This window comes from Sphingomonas sp. PP-CE-3A-406 (assembly GCF_003688625.1).
Lineage (GTDB): Bacteria > Pseudomonadota > Alphaproteobacteria > Sphingomonadales > Sphingomonadaceae > Sphingomonas.
The window spans coordinates 337,787-352,832 of the sequence record NZ_RCWY01000002.1; the positions used below are offsets into that span (position 1 = coordinate 337,787).

The 15,046-nt window shown below is 65.4% G+C and carries 15 protein-coding genes; 5 read left to right on the forward strand and 10 right to left on the reverse strand.

What is annotated here, in order from left to right:
- Nucleotides 1–57: 57 nt before the first annotated feature.
- Nucleotides 58–963 (forward strand): NAD(P)/FAD-dependent oxidoreductase, encoded by a 906-nt coding sequence (locus C8J44_RS08025; RefSeq protein WP_121904104.1) that lies wholly within the window; start codon nt 58–60, stop codon nt 961–963.
- Between the two features lie 78 nt (nt 964–1,041).
- On the opposite strand, the gene rimM is transcribed toward C8J44_RS08025, so the two are convergent.
- The 4 genes from rimM to ffh all read right to left on the reverse strand — a co-directional run bounded on the left by rimM (nt 1,042) and on the right by ffh (nt 3,937).
- Nucleotides 1,042–1,542: a ribosome maturation factor RimM gene (gene rimM, locus C8J44_RS08030; protein WP_121904105.1), complete on the reverse strand. Its 501-nt coding sequence runs from the start codon at nt 1,540–1,542 to the stop codon at nt 1,042–1,044.
- The gene (locus C8J44_RS18430) at nt 1,520–1,660 is read right to left on the reverse strand and encodes a hypothetical protein (RefSeq protein ID WP_183128741.1); all 141 of its coding nucleotides are present in this window, start codon (nt 1,658–1,660) and stop codon (nt 1,520–1,522) included. The genes rimM and C8J44_RS18430 overlap by 23 nt, the downstream gene beginning before the upstream one ends.
- A 205-nt stretch (nt 1,661–1,865) precedes the next feature.
- Nucleotides 1,866–2,312 (reverse strand): 30S ribosomal protein S16, encoded by a 447-nt coding sequence (gene rpsP, locus C8J44_RS08035; protein ID WP_107961785.1) that lies wholly within the window; start codon nt 2,310–2,312, stop codon nt 1,866–1,868.
- A gap of 68 nt (nt 2,313–2,380) precedes the next feature.
- Complete coding sequence (gene ffh, locus C8J44_RS08040) at nt 2,381–3,937, reverse strand: signal recognition particle protein (protein ID WP_056051072.1); 1,557 nt, start codon at nt 3,935–3,937, stop codon at nt 2,381–2,383.
- A 362-nt stretch (nt 3,938–4,299) separates the two neighbouring features.
- On the opposite strand from ffh, the gene C8J44_RS08045 reads away from it, so the two are divergent.
- The 4 genes from C8J44_RS08045 (at nt 4,300) to C8J44_RS08060 (ending at nt 8,853) form a co-directional block, all read left to right on the forward strand.
- Complete coding sequence (locus tag C8J44_RS08045; protein WP_121904106.1) at nt 4,300–5,871, forward strand: EAL domain-containing protein; 1,572 nt, start codon at nt 4,300–4,302, stop codon at nt 5,869–5,871.
- A 71-nt stretch (nt 5,872–5,942) separates the two neighbouring features.
- On the forward strand, nt 5,943–7,190 hold the full coding sequence (mtaB, locus tag C8J44_RS08050) for a tRNA (N(6)-L-threonylcarbamoyladenosine(37)-C(2))-methylthiotransferase MtaB (RefSeq protein WP_121904107.1): 1,248 nt from the start codon (nt 5,943–5,945) through the stop codon (nt 7,188–7,190).
- Nucleotides 7,187–8,122: a signal recognition particle-docking protein FtsY gene (ftsY, locus tag C8J44_RS08055; protein ID WP_056051078.1), complete on the forward strand. Its 936-nt coding sequence runs from the start codon at nt 7,187–7,189 to the stop codon at nt 8,120–8,122. The genes mtaB and ftsY overlap by 4 nt, the downstream gene beginning before the upstream one ends.
- 119 nt (nt 8,123–8,241) lie before the next feature.
- Nucleotides 8,242–8,853, forward strand: coding sequence for a septation protein A (locus tag C8J44_RS08060; RefSeq protein WP_259466773.1), 612 nt, complete (start codon nt 8,242–8,244; stop codon nt 8,851–8,853).
- 74 nt (nt 8,854–8,927) lie between these two features.
- Here C8J44_RS08060 and C8J44_RS08065 read toward each other — a convergent pair whose 3' ends face one another.
- From C8J44_RS08065 to C8J44_RS08090, 6 genes are all read right to left on the reverse strand, one after another.
- The gene (locus C8J44_RS08065; protein WP_107952266.1) at nt 8,928–9,542 is read right to left on the reverse strand and encodes a superoxide dismutase; all 615 of its coding nucleotides are present in this window, start codon (nt 9,540–9,542) and stop codon (nt 8,928–8,930) included.
- Between the two features lie 118 nt (nt 9,543–9,660).
- Nucleotides 9,661–10,458, reverse strand: a complete 798-nt coding sequence (locus C8J44_RS08070; RefSeq protein WP_121904109.1) for an SDR family NAD(P)-dependent oxidoreductase — start codon at nt 10,456–10,458, stop codon at nt 9,661–9,663.
- A gap of 15 nt (nt 10,459–10,473) precedes the next feature.
- Nucleotides 10,474–11,238: an SDR family oxidoreductase gene (locus tag C8J44_RS08075; RefSeq protein WP_121904110.1), complete on the reverse strand. Its 765-nt coding sequence runs from the start codon at nt 11,236–11,238 to the stop codon at nt 10,474–10,476.
- A 119-nt stretch (nt 11,239–11,357) separates the two neighbouring features.
- The gene (locus C8J44_RS08080) at nt 11,358–12,401 is read right to left on the reverse strand and encodes a phosphotransferase family protein (protein WP_121904643.1); all 1,044 of its coding nucleotides are present in this window, start codon (nt 12,399–12,401) and stop codon (nt 11,358–11,360) included.
- 17 nt (nt 12,402–12,418) lie between these two features.
- Nucleotides 12,419–13,501 carry a Zn-dependent alcohol dehydrogenase gene (locus C8J44_RS08085; protein ID WP_121904111.1) on the reverse strand — a complete coding sequence of 361 codons (1,083 nt, stop codon included), beginning with the start codon at nt 13,499–13,501 and terminating at the stop codon, nt 12,419–12,421.
- 136 nt (nt 13,502–13,637) lie between these two features.
- Entirely contained in the window at nt 13,638–14,921 is a 1,284-nt protein-coding gene (locus tag C8J44_RS08090) for an acyl-CoA dehydrogenase family protein (RefSeq protein ID WP_121904112.1), read from the reverse strand.
- Between the last annotated feature and the right edge of the window lie 125 nt (nt 14,922–15,046).

A 15,046-nucleotide genomic window follows, 5' to 3' on the forward strand; every position in this document is an offset into this window, starting at 1 on the left:
AGCACCTATACGGATCGGCGCAGTGGAACAATTACGCTGGCGAAACGCTCGCGGCGAATGGACGATTGCATCATCATCGGCGCCGGCCCGGCAGGTCTGACCGCGGCGATCTATCTCGCGCGGTTCCACCTCTCGATCCGCCTGTTCGATTGCGGCAGCAGCCGCGCCGCGCTGATCCCGTGCACGCACAACCATGCCGGCTATCCCGAAGGTATCCGCGGCACGGACCTGCTAGCCCGGATGCTGGCGCAGGCGGAGACCTATGGCGCAGTCCGCGAGGGTGTGAGAGTCGATGCGATCGAGGTGGAGGACGACGGCTTCACCGTACGGCTCGGCGATCGCCGCGCGCGAGCTCGCAGCGTGCTGCTCGCCACCGGCGTCGTGAACAACCGTCCAAACATGCCCGACGCCCTCCACGACGAAGCGCTGGAGGCGGGGTTGCTCCGCTACTGCCCGATCTGCGACGGCTACGAAGTCACCGACAAGCGCGTCGGCATCATCGGCACCGGCGACCACGGCATGCGCGAGGCGCTGTTCCTGCGCGGCTACACAAAGGACGTAACGCTGATCGCGCCCGAGGGCGGCCACGATCTCGATCCGGCATGCGAAGCGGCACTAGACGAAGCCGGAATTATCCGCGTCGGAGGCCCCTGCGGCAACTATGCAATTGAGGGCGACAAGCTCGCACTCGACACGGTCGAAGGGCGGTTGTCGTTCGACAGCATCTATCCCGCGCTCGGATCAGTCATCCGTTCGGAACTGGCCGTCGCGGCAGGCGCACGCGCATCCGAGGACGGGTGCCTGGAAGTCGACTCGCACCAGCGAACCTCAATCCCCGGCCTGTTCGCAGCCGGCGACGTCGTGAAGGGCCTCGATCAGATCAGCCATGCGATGGGGGAAGCCGGCGTCGCTGCCACGACGATCCGCAATCTGCTCGCTGAGCAGCGCCCGCTGCGGCGGTAATCGCACGCTCGAAGGAGATTGTTTCCCCGCGAAGGCGGGGACCCAGACTGGGCTCCCGCCTTCGCGGGAGAACAAGGCTTACTCGGCGGCGAACGAAGCCTCGACGATAAGCCGGTCGGCATCCCATTCAGGAACGGCCTCGGGCCGCATCGGTATCATGAACCGCTTGCCGGGCTTGTCATCCACGGATGGCCGCTCGATCTCGATCACGTCGCCCGCACCAAAATTATCGATCGCAACGACGCGCCCGATCGCCTCGCCATCGGTCGAGACAACATCGAGCCCGATCACATCCGTGTGATAATACTCACCATCTTCCAGCGGCGGCAGCGACGACCGCGGCACAGTCAGCTCGGTTCCGCGCATCGCCTCGGCGGCGTTGCGATCAGCGACTTCGGCAAAGCGCGCGATCATACCGTTGTTGCCGTTGCGCGCGGACTTCAGCGACAGCGCGCCATTGTTGAAGCTCTTATAGCTGCCAAAATTCTCGGCGAAGACCTTCAGCCGCACTTCGCCACCGATGCCGTGCGCACCGATGACGACGGCGAGCGTCACGTCAGCCTTGCGCGGAGCCTTCATCGCGATCGGGAGTGTCGTCGTAGCCTTCGGCGGGTTCGTCGGCGGAGACGCCTTGGTTGGTGGCATCTTCGATGTCCTCGGGTGCGGGGGCTGTGCGGGGGTCGGATTCGGGGGCCATCATGCGCTCCTGTTCGGGGTTACCGATTGAGAGAACGCATGAAGTCCGGTTCGGGTGCGGTTGCGCGCCCGTCGTCAGCTTCCGTCAGCCCGGGCTCGACCCAGGATCCAGGGTCACGAACGCGGTCGTTCCCAGCTCTGGATCCTGGGTCGAGCCCGGGCTGACGGAACAAGGGCGGCCGGGATGTCCCGACCGCCCCCGGATCTTACGAAGCGCTCGTTGCGTCTTCGACTTCGGCAGCGACGACCTGCTCGGTCTCTTCGTTGCTGCCCGTAGCAGGTGCTGCCTTCGCAGCGGCCTCGGCCTCGGCAGCTTCAGCCGCCTTGGTCGCACGCTCTTCAGCGCGCTCGGTGGCCTTCTCGCCGGGCTTGCCCTTGTTCGGGTTGTTGCGCGCCGAACGCTCGAGCACGCCAGCCTGGTCGAGGAAGCGCGCGACGCGGTCGGTCGGCTGCGCGCCGACGCTCAGCCAATGCTTCGCGCGGTCAGCGTCGAGCTGCACGCGCTGCTCGTTGTCCTTGGCGAGGAGCGGGTTGTAGTTGCCGATCTTCTCGATGAAGCGGCCATCACGCGGCGAACGCGCATCGGCAACGACGATCTTGTAGTAAGGACGCTTCTTGGAGCCACCGCGCGCGAGGCGAATGTTGATTGCCATGATATTTTCCTTGGTTTTCTAGATAGATCCCCGAGCGAAAGCCGAGGTGTCGTGGTTGGATAAGGAGGTTATTTCTTCTTCAGAAAATCGTCGAAACCGGCAGGCATCTGCGGCATCTTGGGGCCACCAAGCCCCGGCAGACCGCCGCCGCCCATACCGCCGCCGCCGCCCGGCAGGCCACCAGCGCCAGCCTTGTTGAGCATATCGCCCATCTGCGGCCCGCCGATCGCGTTACCAATCCCGCCAAGGCCGCCCCCAAGACCACCTTTTCCGAGCATCGCCATCATGCCCTTCATGCCGCCCATCTTCTTGATCTTCTTCATGGCGGTCGACATTTCGAGGTGCATTTTCAGCAGCTTGTTGACCTCCTGGACAGTCGTCCCGGAGCCCTTGGCAATGCGGATCTTGCGCTTGGCGTTGATCAGTTCGGGCTTGTTGCGCTCCTTGATCGTCATCGATCCGATCATCGCGTCCATGTGCACCAGCACCTTTTCGCCACCGACCGACGCGACCGCGCCCTGCGCCTTCTTCATGCCGGGGATCATCCCCGCCAGCGCGCCGAGCCCGCCCATCCGCTGCATCTGCGCCAGCTGGGCACGCAGGTCGTTCATGTCGAACTGACCCTTGGCCATCTTCGCGGCCATCCGCTCGGCGTCTTCGGCCTGGATCGACTCAGCAGCGCGCTCGACCAGGCTGACGACGTCGCCCATGCCGAGGATACGGCCGGCGACGCGCTCCGGATGGAACGCCTCGAGCGCATCGAGCTTCTCGCCGGTGCCTGCGAACTTGATCGGCTTGCCGGTGACCGCGCGCATCGACAGCGCCGCGCCGCCGCGGGCATCGCCGTCCATGCGGGTCAGCACGATACCCGTCAGCGGCACCTGGTCGCTGAAGTTCTGCGCGACGTTGACCGCGTCCTGGCCGGTCAGCGAGTCGACGACGAGCAGAATCTCGGCCGGGTTCGCGACGTCGGCGACCGCCTTCATCTCGTCCATCAACGCCTGGTCGACATGAAGTCGACCCGCGGTATCGAGCATCAGGACATCATAGCCCTGGAGCTTGGCCGCCTGCATCGCGCGGCGGGCGATATCGACCGGCTGCTGGCCCTGCACGATCGGCAGCGTCGCGACGTCGATCTGAGTGCCAAGCGTCGCCAGCTGCTCCTGCGCGTTCGGGCGATTGACGTCGAGCGACGCCATCAACACCTTTTTGCGCTCACGACCGGCCTGTCCGAAATTGGCCTGCCCCGCCGCCAACCGCTTGGCGATCTTGGCGGTGGTGGTCGTCTTGCCCGAGCCCTGGAGGCCGACCATCATGATGACGGCCGGCGGCGTGACGCCCAGCTCCAGCTCGACGGCATCGGAGCCGAGCATCTCGACCAGCGCATCGCTGACGATCTTGACGACTTGCTGTCCCGGCGTGACCGAACGCAGGACGTTCTGGCCGATCGCCTTCTCGGTAGCCTTCTCGACGAACTCGCGGGCGACGGGCAGCGCGACGTCGGCTTCGAGCAGCGCGACGCGCACCTCGCGCATCGCCGCACGCACGTCCGCTTCGGTCAGCGCACCCCGGCCGCGAAGGCGGTCGAAGACGCCGCCAAGTCGATCGCTCAGGCTTTCGAACATCGAAATACTCCCATACACCGTTACCAAACGCAAAAGCGCCGGCGGGCGAAACCTCGCCGGCCAGCGTGCATCCTTGGATGCTCGTCCAATGCGCCCCGTAACGGAACGTGGGCCGCCACCTACGGGAAACGGTCGCGAAGTGCAAGGCAGGCGTGATTCCGAAGTCTCGCCGACAGCGTACGGGGTCCTGCGCGTTCCCTTCACCGCAGCATATCAACGCCCCGGCGCAACGCCGCGGACCTTAACCTGTCCTACATATCTCACGGAGCACATCGGATGGACCAAGGACCCTACAGGCCGTTTTATCGATGATTTTACCGCCGGCGACGACCCGTTCGCTTCGCCTCATCAGCCGGGAATTCATGACCGGCGCGCTCACGGGCGCCGCACTGCTGCTGTTCATCGGCACCGGCGGGGGCGTATTGCTGGAAGCGATCGAGCATTTGAAGGGCGGCAACGCCGTCATCGATCGCACGCTGATCGCGGCCATGTTTCTCAACGTCGCGCTGATCCTGTTCGGCTGGTTCCGGTATCGCGGCCTCGCCGAAGAACTGTCGCAACTGTCGGATGCGGATCAGCGCGCGAAGCTGCTGTCGCAATATGATCCGCTGACCGGCTTCCTGAACCGCCGAAGCCTGATCGAGGAAGGCGCAGCGCTGTTCACCGGATCGCTGCGCCGGGGCAAGGCCTTGGCCCTGCTGACCATCGATCTCGATCACTTCAAGACGGTCAACGATGTGCACGGCTATGCCATCGGCGATGCGCTGCTCACGCTGGTTGCCGAGAAGATCAGCGCATTGGTCCCCGGATCGAGCCTGCTCGCACGCCTCAACGCCGACGAGTTCGCCTGCGCGGTGGTATTCGATGCCGCCTATCCCGGGGTCGTCGACCGGATCGCCGACCGACTGATCGCGGACCTGTCGAAACCGTTTCTCATCGGTGAGACCGAAGTCCATGTCAGCACCTCGATCGGCATCGCCCGCTCGGACATCGATTGCACGTCGATGGACGCGCTGTTGCGGACGTCGGACATGGCGTTGCATGCTGCCAAGGTCGCCGGGCGCAATCGTCATGCCTGGTTCGATGGCGCGATGGAGAGATCCGTCCAGTTGCGCGGCGAACTCGAGGCCGGGTTGCGCGTGGCGGTCCCCAACGATGCGATCGTGCCGTTCTTCGAACAGCAGGTCGATCTGACCACCGGCTGCATCACCGGGTTCGAAGTGCTCGCCCGGTGGGAGCATCCGACGCGCGGCGCGGTCGGGCCGGAAGTTTTCATTCCGATCGCGGAGGGGATCGGCCTGATCGGCGATCTGTCGCTGTCGGTCATGCGTCAGGCGTTCACCGCCGCGCGCGACTGGGATGCAGGCCTGTCGCTGTCGATCAACATCTCACCGGTGCAGTTGCGCGACGCGTGGCTGGCGCAGAAGATCATCAAGACGCTCGTCGAGACCGGCTTTCCCGCCAGCCGGCTCGAGATCGAAATCACCGAAAGCGCGCTGTTCGACAATCTGCCGCTCGCGCAGTCGATCGTCGGCAGCCTGAAGAACCAGGGTATCCGCATCGCCCTCGACGACTTCGGCACCGGCTATTCGAGCCTCGCGCATCTGCGCGCACTGCCGTTCGACCGGATCAAGGTCGACAAGAGCTTCGTCGGCTCGATGCTCGACAATCCCGACAGCATGGCGATCGTCAACACGATCGTCCGGCTCGGCGACAGTCTCAACCTGCCGACCACCGCCGAGGGAATCGAGAACGCCGCAATCGAAGAGCGACTGCGCGGCATGGGATGCGCAAAGGGCCAGGGCTATCTGTACGGACGACCGCTGTGCGCTGCGCAGGTGCGCCGGCTGCTCGCGGAAAAGCGACTGCTGGCGCAACGGCCGGATATCAGCGCGCCGCATCAGCGCGGTATCGCGCCAAGGTTGGCGGGCTGATCGACGGCAGCCGGGCCCGACCCGAACCACAAGGCGTGGACTTCGCCCCTAACGGCTCCTAAATCGCGCGCATGTCACCCGCCCCCGCGCCAGAGGTCATCAGCCTCGGCTGCCGCCTCAACATCGCCGAAAGCGAGACCATCCGCGCGCTCGTCGCCGGGCGGGACATGGTCGTGGTCAACAGCTGTGCGGTCACCAACGCCGCGGTGAAGGCGACGCGCGTCGCGATCCGCCGCGCCAAGCGCGACCGTCCCGAGGCCCAGATCGTCGTCACTGGATGCGCCGCGCAGATTGACCCCGCGAGCTTCGCCGCGATGCCCGAAGTCGACCGTGTCATCGGCAATGCGGACAAACTTACGCATTCAGCTTGGAAGGCTGATGTAAAAGTCGTCGTCTCCGACATAATGCAGGTCCGCGAGACCGCACCCCACCTCGCCGCCAGCTTCTCCGCTCACGCCCGTGCCTTCGTCGAGGTCCAGAACGGCTGCGACCACCGCTGCACCTTCTGCGCGATTCCGTTCGGCCGCGGCCCAAGCCGTTCGGTCCCCGCCGGCGCGGTCGTCGAGCGGATCGCTGGCCTCGTCGATGCAGGCCACCGCGAGATCGTCCTGACCGGCGTCGACCTCACCAGCTACGGCCCCGACCTCCCCGGCGCGCCGACGCTCGGCCACCTCGTCGAGCGCATCCTGCACCACGTCCCGAAGCTCGAACGCCTGCGTCTCTCCTCGCTAGACGGCATCGAAATCGACGACCGCCTCTTCGCGCTGCTGACGACCGAGCGCCGGATCATGCCGCACGTCCACCTCTCGCTCCAGGCCGGCGACGACATGATCCTCAAACGCATGAAGCGCCGCCATTCGCGCGCCGAAAGCGTCGCCCTAGTGGAGCGCCTCAAGACCGCCCGCCCCGACATCGCGATAGGCGCGGACCTGATCGCCGGCTTCCCGACCGAGGACGCAGCGATGTTCGCCAACACGCGCGCGCTGATCGACGACTGCCACATCGTCCACCCGCACATCTTCCCCTACTCGCCCCGCGCCGGCACCCCCGCCGCGCGCATGCCGCAGGTCGAACCCGAAGTTCGCCGCCAGCGCGCCGCCCTCTTAAGAGACGCCGGCGAGACGGCACGCGCGCGGTGGCTGCAAACGCTGGTCGGCACATCGCAGGATCTGCTCGTCGAACGCCCCGGCGACCGCGGGCACATCGGCAATTTCGCAGAAGTCCTGCTGGACGAACCCGCCATACCCGGCGACATCGTCCGCATCACGATCACCGGCGCCACGTCCGACCGCCTCAGCGCAACACGAGAACCATCATGAGCACCACCCCAACTTGGCACGACAAGCTGATCGGCGGCTTCAAGCGTACCTCCGACCGGCTGGTCGGCAACCTCGCCGGTCTCGGCGGCGCGCGGCTCGACGATTCGACGCTCGACGACATCGAGGAAGCGCTGATCGCGTCGGATCTCGGCCCCGAGACCGCCGGCCGCATCCGCCGCCGCCTGTCCGAAGGCAGTTTCGAACGCAACATGGAAGAGCTCGGCATCCGCGTCATCGTCGCGGAGGAGGTCGAGAAGGTGCTCGCCACGGTCGCGAAACCGATCGAGATCGACGCCTTCCCGCGCCCGCAGGTGATCCTCGTCATCGGCGTCAACGGCTCGGGCAAGACCACCACGATCGCCAAGCTCGCGCATCTGCTGATGGAGCAGGATTACGGCGTGATGCTGGCCGCCGGCGACACCTTCCGCGCCGCCGCGATCGGCCAGCTCCGCACCTGGGCCGAGCGTGTCGGCGTGCCGATCGTGACCGGCCCCGAAGGCGGCGACGCAGCCGGCGTGGTATGGGACGCGGTCAAGAAGGCGACCGAGACGGGCATCGACGTGCTGATCGTCGACACCGCCGGCCGTCTCCAAAACAAGCGCGAACTGATGGACGAACTCGCCAAGATCCGCCGCGTGCTCGGCCGGATCAACCCCGAGAGCCCGCACGACATCGTTCTGGTGCTCGACGCCACCACCGGCCAGAACGCGCTCCAGCAGATCGAGGTCTTCAAGGAGGTCGCGGGCGTCACCGGCCTCGTGATGACCAAGCTCGACGGCACCGCCCGCGGTGGTGTGCTGGTCGCGGCGGCGGAAAAATACGGCCTGCCGATCCACGCGATCGGCATCGGCGAGGGCATGACCGACCTGCGCCCGTTCGATGCAAACGAAGTGAGCCGGATCATCGCGGGAGTGGAGAGCGTTCGAAAGTAACGCCTGCCCCGCCTCCCCCGTTCGTCCTGAGCGAAGTCGAAGGACTGGTCAGCTTGTGGCAATGTCCTTCGGCTACGCTCAGCACGAACGGCATCTTACCGTATTTCGTGGATATTCCAGTGACCAAGCCCCCCCTATCCCCCGGCCTCCGCATGGCGGTCGACTACGGCCCGCTTGCGGTCTTCTTCGCGGTGAACTTTCTCACCCCCGGCCTGCCGATCGTCCGCGTCGTCGCCGCGACCACCGCGTTCATCATCGCGACGATCGCCGCGATGATCGTGTCGAAGGTCAAGGCGGGCCATATCTCGCCGATGCTGTGGCTGTCGGGTGCGCTGATCGTCGTGTTCGGCGGGCTGACGATCTATTTCCACGACCAGCGCTTCATCCAGATGAAGCCGACGATCATCTACGCCATGTTCGCGGCGATCCTGACGTTCGGTCTCGTTACCGGTCGCCCGCTGCTCCAGTCGCTGCTCGCAACCGCTTACCCCGGTCTGTCCGCCGATGGCTGGCGCAAGCTGACGCGCAACTGGGCGGTATTCTTCGTGTTCATGGCGGTGCTGAACGAAGCGGTGTGGCGCAACACGACCTGGGATTTCTGGGTAGGCTTCAAGCTCTGGGGCGCGATCCCGCTGACGCTGCTCTTCGCGTTCGCCAACATTCCGATGCTGCTGAAGCACGGATTGCAAACGGGCGACAAAGCCGTGACCGACCTGCCGCCCGAAGGGTAACTTTCTTGTTCTCCCGCGAAGGCGGGAGTCCAGACTGGGCCCCCGCCTCCGCGGGGGAACAATCTTAGCTTGGTTCAGCCCGCGACCTTCGCGTAGCGCTCGCCGACGACGTCCCAGTTCACGATGTCCCACCACGCCTTCAGATAGCCCGGACGATCGTTCTTGTACGTCAGGTAATAGGCGTGCTCCCACACGTCGTTACCGAGCAGCGGCGTGCCGGGCTCCTTGGCGTCGTCCATCAGCGGGTTGTCCTGGTTCGGCGTGCTCGTGACCTTCAGCTTGCCGCTCGCATCCGCGATCAGCCACGCCCAGCCCGAGCCGAACTGCCCCGCACCCTTGGTGTTGAACTCTTCCTTCAGCTTGTCGAGGCTGCCGAAGTCACGATCGATCGCCTCGGCGAGCTTGCCCGACGGTGCCTGGCCGTTCTTGGCCGCCATCGTCTTCCAGAAGAAGTCGTGGTTCCAGAAACCGCCGCCATTGTTGCGGACCAGCGGCGGCTGCGACGAGATCATGCCGAGGATGTCCTCGATCGACTTGCCCGCCAACGCGGAATCCTTCTCGACGCCTTCGTTCAGCTTCGCCGTGTACGCCGCGTGATGCTTGTCGTGATGAAACTTCATCGTTTCCTGGTCGATCACCGGCTCAAGCGCGTCATAGGCATACGGCAGCGGTGGGAGTTCGAAAGCCATGGGGGTTCTCCTTTATGGGGTCGGACGCTCAACGTCCGCACGTCGCAAATGGTCCCGCAAAAGTCGTTGCGCAAGCGTATCCAGCGGCCGAAACGCCGCGACCCGACAGCATCATCGGTCAGGCGGCGGTCTTGCCGTATTCCTGCCGGGTGACCGGATGGCTGGACGAGAGACCGCCGTCGACCGCGATCGCCTGGCCGTTGACGTAGCTGGCATCGTCGGAGGCGAGGAACAGCGCGACCTTGGCGAGTTCCTCGGGCTGCGCGCCGCGGTGAAGCGGGTTGAGGCGGCCGACGCGGTCCATTTTGTTCGCCTCGCGCGCGTAATCGAACACGGGCTTGGTCATGCCGGTCTCGGTCAGCCCCGGACAGATCGCGTTGACGCGCACGTTCGAGCCGGTGAGTTGTTGCGCCGAGACGGCGGCTAGGTTGATGACGCCGGCCTTCGACGCGGAATAGGCGGGCGAGCCGGCGCCGGAGCGGATGCCGGCGACGCTGGCGGTGAGGACGATGGCGCCCTTCCCGCGTTCGGCGATGCGCGGTGCGGCGTGCTTGATCGCGAGGAAGGGGCCGATCAGGTTCACGCGCAACACTTCGGTGATGAGCGCGACGTCGGTGTCGAACAGGTTCGCCATGCCGCCCGAAATGCCCGCGTTGGCGAACATCACGTCGAGCCCGCCGAAGCTGTCGCACGCGAGCGCGATCGTGCGGATCACGTCGTCTTCGAGCCCGGCGTCGATGCGGATCGCCTTCGCCGTGCCGCCAGCCTGCGTGATCAGGTGTGCGGTCTCGTCCGCGCCCTCGGTCTTGTCGGCGACGACGACCCTGCCCCCTTCGCTCGCGAACAGGAGCGCGGCGGCGCGGCCTATGCCGGAGCCTGCGCCGGTGACGATGATCGATTTGTCGGTAAAGCGCATCGCATGGTCCTTCGGTTAGATCGTGACGCCGCCGTCGATGACCATCGTCTGGCCGGTCATGAAATTGCTTGCCGACGACGCCAGGAAGACGACCGCGCCCGCGATCTCTTCCGGCTCACCGATCCGGCGGAGCGGCACGCTGGTGTTCGCTGCCTCGATCCGCTGCGGGTCTTCCCACAAGGCTCGTGCGAAGTCGGTCTTGATCAAGCCCGGCGCGATACAGTTCACGCGGACGTTGGACGGGCCGAACTCGACGGCGAGGTTGCGCGCGAGTTGCATGTCGGCGGCCTTGCTGATGCAATAGGCGCCGATAACAGGTGAGCCGCGCAGGCCGCCGATCGAGGATATTATGATGATGCTGCCGCTGCGGCGCTCAAGCATCTCGGGCGCGACCATCTGGATCAGCCAGTGATTGGAGACGATGTTGTTGTCGAGGATCTTGCGGAACTGGTCGTCGGCAATGCCGGCTTGTGGGCCGTAATAAGGGTTCGAGGCGGCGTTGCAGACGAGAATGTCGATCCGGCCGAACTGGGCGCGGGTCTGGTCGACGAGGTGCTGGAGGCCGGCCTTGTCGGAGATGTTGGCGGCGACCGCGATCGCGGTGCCGTCGCCATGCCTGGCGTTGAGTTCGGCGGCGACCGTGTCGCAAGCGTCCTGCTTGCGGCTGGATATCACGATCTTCGCGCCGTGTTCTGCTAAATCCCGCGCGGAGGCGAGGCCGATTCCGCGCGACGATCCCGTAACGATAGCGACCATGCCGGTCAGGTCGAATTGCGACATTCTTGCTTCTCCCCTTCCGCTTGCGGGAGGGGTCGGGGGAGGGCCCGATCTTTCCGCAACGTTTCAAACCGGAGCTAGGTCAGCCTCTCCCCTAACCCCTCCCGCAAGCGCGAGAGGAATCAGGCCCCCGCCTTCACCGCCAACCCCCAGGCTGCGTCCGCCAGACCGTGGATCTTCGCCACCGTCTTCTCCGCCTGCGCACTCGACGCAGTGCCGTCGATGATGCGCTTCTTGATGCCCTGGACGATGCCGGTCAGGCGGAAGAGGTTGTAGGCGAAATACCAGTTGAGATCGGGGACGCCATCACGGCCGGTGGCGGCGCAATAGCGGTCTACAACCTGCTCGATCGTCGGAATGCCCGTCTCCGGCCCGGTCATGCCGAGCACGCCCGAGCGCCCTTCGGGTTCGGTCACCCAGCTCATCAGCAGATACGAGAAGTCCGCCAGCGGATCGCCCAGCGTCGACAATTCCCAGTCGAGCACCGCGATGACCTTGGGCTCCGACGGCGCGAAGATCATGTTGTCGATGCGGTAGTCGCCGTGGACGATCGATGTCCGGGTCTGCTCGGGCAGCGTCCGCGGCAGCCACTCGATCAGGCGTTCGACCGACTCCATATGCTCGGTCTCGGCGGCGCGATATTGCTTGGTCCAGCGGCCGACCTGGCGCTCGAAATAATTGCCGGGCTTGCCGTACTCGCCGAGCCCCGCCGCCGCGTAATCGGTGTTGTGGAGCGCGGCAAGCGTGTCGACCATCGCCTCGTAATGCACAGTGCGCTCGGGCGGAGTCGCGCCGGGCATCGCGCCGTCCCAGATCGTCCGGCCTTCGACCATCTCCATGACATAGAACGCCGAGCCGATGACCGCCGCGTCCTCGCAGAGGCCGTAGGGGCGCGGCACGGGAAAGCCGGTCGGATGCAGCCCGGCAATCACACGATATTCGCGGTCGACGGCGTGCGCGCTCGGCAGGATCGGGCCGAACGGTTTCCGGCGCAGCACGTACGCGCGATCCGGCGTGTCGAGGCGGTAGGTCGGGTTCGACTGGCCGCCGGCGAACTTCGCGTAGCTCAGCGGGCCGGCATAGCCGGGCACGTTGGCGGTCATCCACGCGCCAAGCGTGTCGAGGTCGAGGCGGTCCTTGTCGCCGACCGCGATCGTGCCGACCATGCTGGTCGATGCGTCGCTCACGAGAAGGTGATCACGCTGCGAGTGGTGTCGCCGCGGCGGAGTTCGTCGAACGCGTCGTTGATGCGCTCCAGCGGCATCCGGTCGGCAATGATCGTGTCGAGATCGAGCAACCCGCGCATGTAGAAATCGACCAGCCGCGGAATGTCGACCGGGAAGCGGTTCGAGCCCATGAAGCCGCCCTGCAGCCGTTTGCCCGAGAGCAGGTCCATCGCCGACAGCCCGACCTTCTCGCCGAGCGGCATCATCCCGAGGATCGTTGCGGTGCCCCCGCGGCGCAGGACCTTGACCGCGGTTGCAGCCGATTGCGCACGCCCGACCGCCTCGATCGCATGGTGCACGCCGCCCTTGGTGATCGCGACGACCTCGTCCGCGGCGGTGTCCGACAGTGCGTCGATGCTGTGCGTCGCGCCGAGCTTTTCGGCCATCGCACGCTTTTCGGGGACTGGATCGAGCGCGATGATTTTCCCCGCACCGGCGATCTTCGCCGCGTTGACGGCCGCGAGCCCGATCCCGCCGCAGCCGACCACGCATACCGTCTCGCCCGGAGTCACGTCGGTAGTGTTGAACACCGCTCCCGCCCCCGTCGTAATCGCGCAGCCGAGCAGCGCGGCGCGGTCCATCGGCATGTCGCGGTCGATCGCGACGCAGGCGTGTTCGTGGACCAGCATCATTTCGGCGTAGGCGCTCAGGTTGAGCATATGCGCGATCGGCCGGTCGCCGAGCATGAGGCGGGGGGCCGCGCCCTTGGGACGGCGCACGCTGGCATCGATACATAGCGACATCCGCCCAGTGACGCAGAACTCGCAATGACCACAGAACGCCGACAGGCACGTGACGACATGGTCGCCAACCTTCACGCCGCGTACTTCGTCGCCGACCGCCTCGACTACGCCGCAAGCCTCGTGCCCCGGAATGGTCGGCATCGCATGCGGATAGGCGCCGTCGACGAAATGCAGGTCGGACCGGCACACGCCGACCGCGACCGTGCGGATCAGAACCTCGTGCGCCGTCGGCTTCGAGATGGTGACATCCTCGATGCTGAGCGGGGTGTTGGCTTCGAAAAGGACTGCGGCTTTCATGGGTAGGTGCGCTCCGAAACAAGACCGTCATCCTGACGAAATTCAGGACCCAGAGCCAAGAGCGTCACCCGTGTGGCTCTGGGTCCTGGGTCGAGCCCAGGATGACGAAGAAAGAAGGGCGAACGGGGGAATGGGTCTACCGGCTCACCCCGACATCCCCACTCGACACGCCACCCTTGCGGAAGTCGCCGTATTTCCCGAACTCGTTCCGCGCGATCGAGCGGTTGTGGACTTCGTCCGGACCATCCGCGAACCGCAGCGTCCGCATCGCCGCCCAGTCGTGCGCCAACCGGAAGTCGCCCGACACGCCGCCACCGCCATGCGCCTGGATCGCATCGTCGAGGATGCGCAACGCCATGTTCGGCGCGGCGACCTTGATCATCGAGATCTCGATCTGCGCGGACTTGTTGCCCGCCTTGTCCATCATGTCCGCCGCCTTGAGGCAGAGCAGCCGGGTCATCTCGATGTCGATCCGCGCGGTCGCGATCCGCTCCTCCCAGACCGAGAAGTCCGCGATCCGCTTGCCGAACGCGACCCGGTCGAGCAGGCGGCGTGCCATGGCCTCGATCGCGGTCTCCGCGACACCGATGGTGCGCATGCAATGGTGGATACGCCCCGGCCCGAGCCGCCCCTGCGCGATCTCGAACCCGCGCCCCTCGCCGAGCAGCACGTTCTCGACCGGCACCCGGACGTTCTCCAGCACGACTTCGCCATGCCCATGCGGCGCGTGGTCATAGCCATAGACGGAAAGCATCCGCTTGATCGTCACACCGGGCGTATCCATCGGCACGAGGATCTGGCTCTGTTGCTGGTGCCGCGAGCCCTCGAAGCTCGTCTTGCCCATCACGATCGCGATCTTGCAGCGCGGATCGCCGACGCCGCTCGACCACCATTTGGTCCCGTTGATGACGTAATGATCGCCGTCCCTAACCATCGACGTCTCGATGTTGGTCGCGTCCGACGACGCCACCGCAGGCTCGGTCATCAGGAACGCCGAGCGGATCTCGCCGCGCATCAACGGCCCGAGATACGCCTCCTTCTGCTCGCGCGTGCCATAGCGGTGAAACACCTCCATGTTGCCGGTATCGGGCGCCGAACAGTTGAAGCACTCGCTCGCCCAACCGACCTTGCCCATCTCCTCCGCGCATAACGCATATTCGAGATTGGTCAGTTGCGTGCCTTCGAATTCGAACGAATCGTCGACGTGGGTCTGGCCCGAATGCGGTGGCATGAAGAAATTCCACAAGCCCGCCGCCTTGGCCTTCTCCTTCATCTCCTCGATCACCGGAATCACCTTCCAGCGCTCGCCCTCATGCGCCTGCTGGTCGTAATCGGCCTGTCGCGGGCGGATATTCTGGTCGATGAAATCCCGGACCCGATCCCGGAAATACGTCTCTCGTTCGCTAAAGCTGAAATCCATGCGGGCTCTCCAATCGTCATCGCTTTGAAGGCGAGGTAGACCATACCGCACATTCGGTAAAGCGTGTGGAGGGCCCCGGAAAGCATGTTTTCAAGTCCGCCCTGAAACCGCCTAAAAAGCACTGT

Excerpts from the sequence above, each read along its gene's own strand:
- C8J44_RS08045 (WP_121904106.1), top strand. The coding sequence starts at position 4,300 with ATGACCGGCGCGCTCACGGGCGCCGCACTGCTGCTGTTCATCGGCACC.
- C8J44_RS08090 (WP_121904112.1), bottom strand. The coding sequence starts at position 14,921 with ATGGATTTCAGCTTTAGCGAACGAGAGACGTATTTCCGGGATCGGGTC.
- C8J44_RS08085 (WP_121904111.1), bottom strand. The coding sequence starts at position 13,501 with ATGAAAGCCGCAGTCCTTTTCGAAGCCAACACCCCGCTCAGCATCGAG.
- C8J44_RS18430 (WP_183128741.1), bottom strand. The coding sequence starts at position 1,660 with ATGGCCCCCGAATCCGACCCCCGCACAGCCCCCGCACCCGAGGACATC.
- ftsY (WP_056051078.1), top strand. The coding sequence starts at position 7,187 with ATGAGCACCACCCCAACTTGGCACGACAAGCTGATCGGCGGCTTCAAG.
- C8J44_RS08075 (WP_121904110.1), bottom strand. The coding sequence starts at position 11,238 with ATGTCGCAATTCGACCTGACCGGCATGGTCGCTATCGTTACGGGATCG.
- rimM (WP_121904105.1), bottom strand. The coding sequence starts at position 1,542 with ATGAAGGCTCCGCGCAAGGCTGACGTGACGCTCGCCGTCGTCATCGGT.
- ffh (WP_056051072.1), bottom strand. The coding sequence starts at position 3,937 with ATGTTCGAAAGCCTGAGCGATCGACTTGGCGGCGTCTTCGACCGCCTT.
- C8J44_RS08070 (WP_121904109.1), bottom strand. The coding sequence starts at position 10,458 with ATGCGCTTTACCGACAAATCGATCATCGTCACCGGCGCAGGCTCCGGC.
- C8J44_RS08065 (WP_107952266.1), bottom strand. The coding sequence starts at position 9,542 with ATGGCTTTCGAACTCCCACCGCTGCCGTATGCCTATGACGCGCTTGAG.
- C8J44_RS08080 (WP_121904643.1), bottom strand. The coding sequence starts at position 12,401 with ATGGTCGGCACGATCGCGGTCGGCGACAAGGACCGCCTCGACCTCGAC.
- C8J44_RS08025 (WP_121904104.1), top strand. The coding sequence starts at position 58 with ATGGACGATTGCATCATCATCGGCGCCGGCCCGGCAGGTCTGACCGCG.
- mtaB (WP_121904107.1), top strand. The coding sequence starts at position 5,943 with ATGTCACCCGCCCCCGCGCCAGAGGTCATCAGCCTCGGCTGCCGCCTC.
- rpsP (WP_107961785.1), bottom strand. The coding sequence starts at position 2,312 with ATGGCAATCAACATTCGCCTCGCGCGCGGTGGCTCCAAGAAGCGTCCT.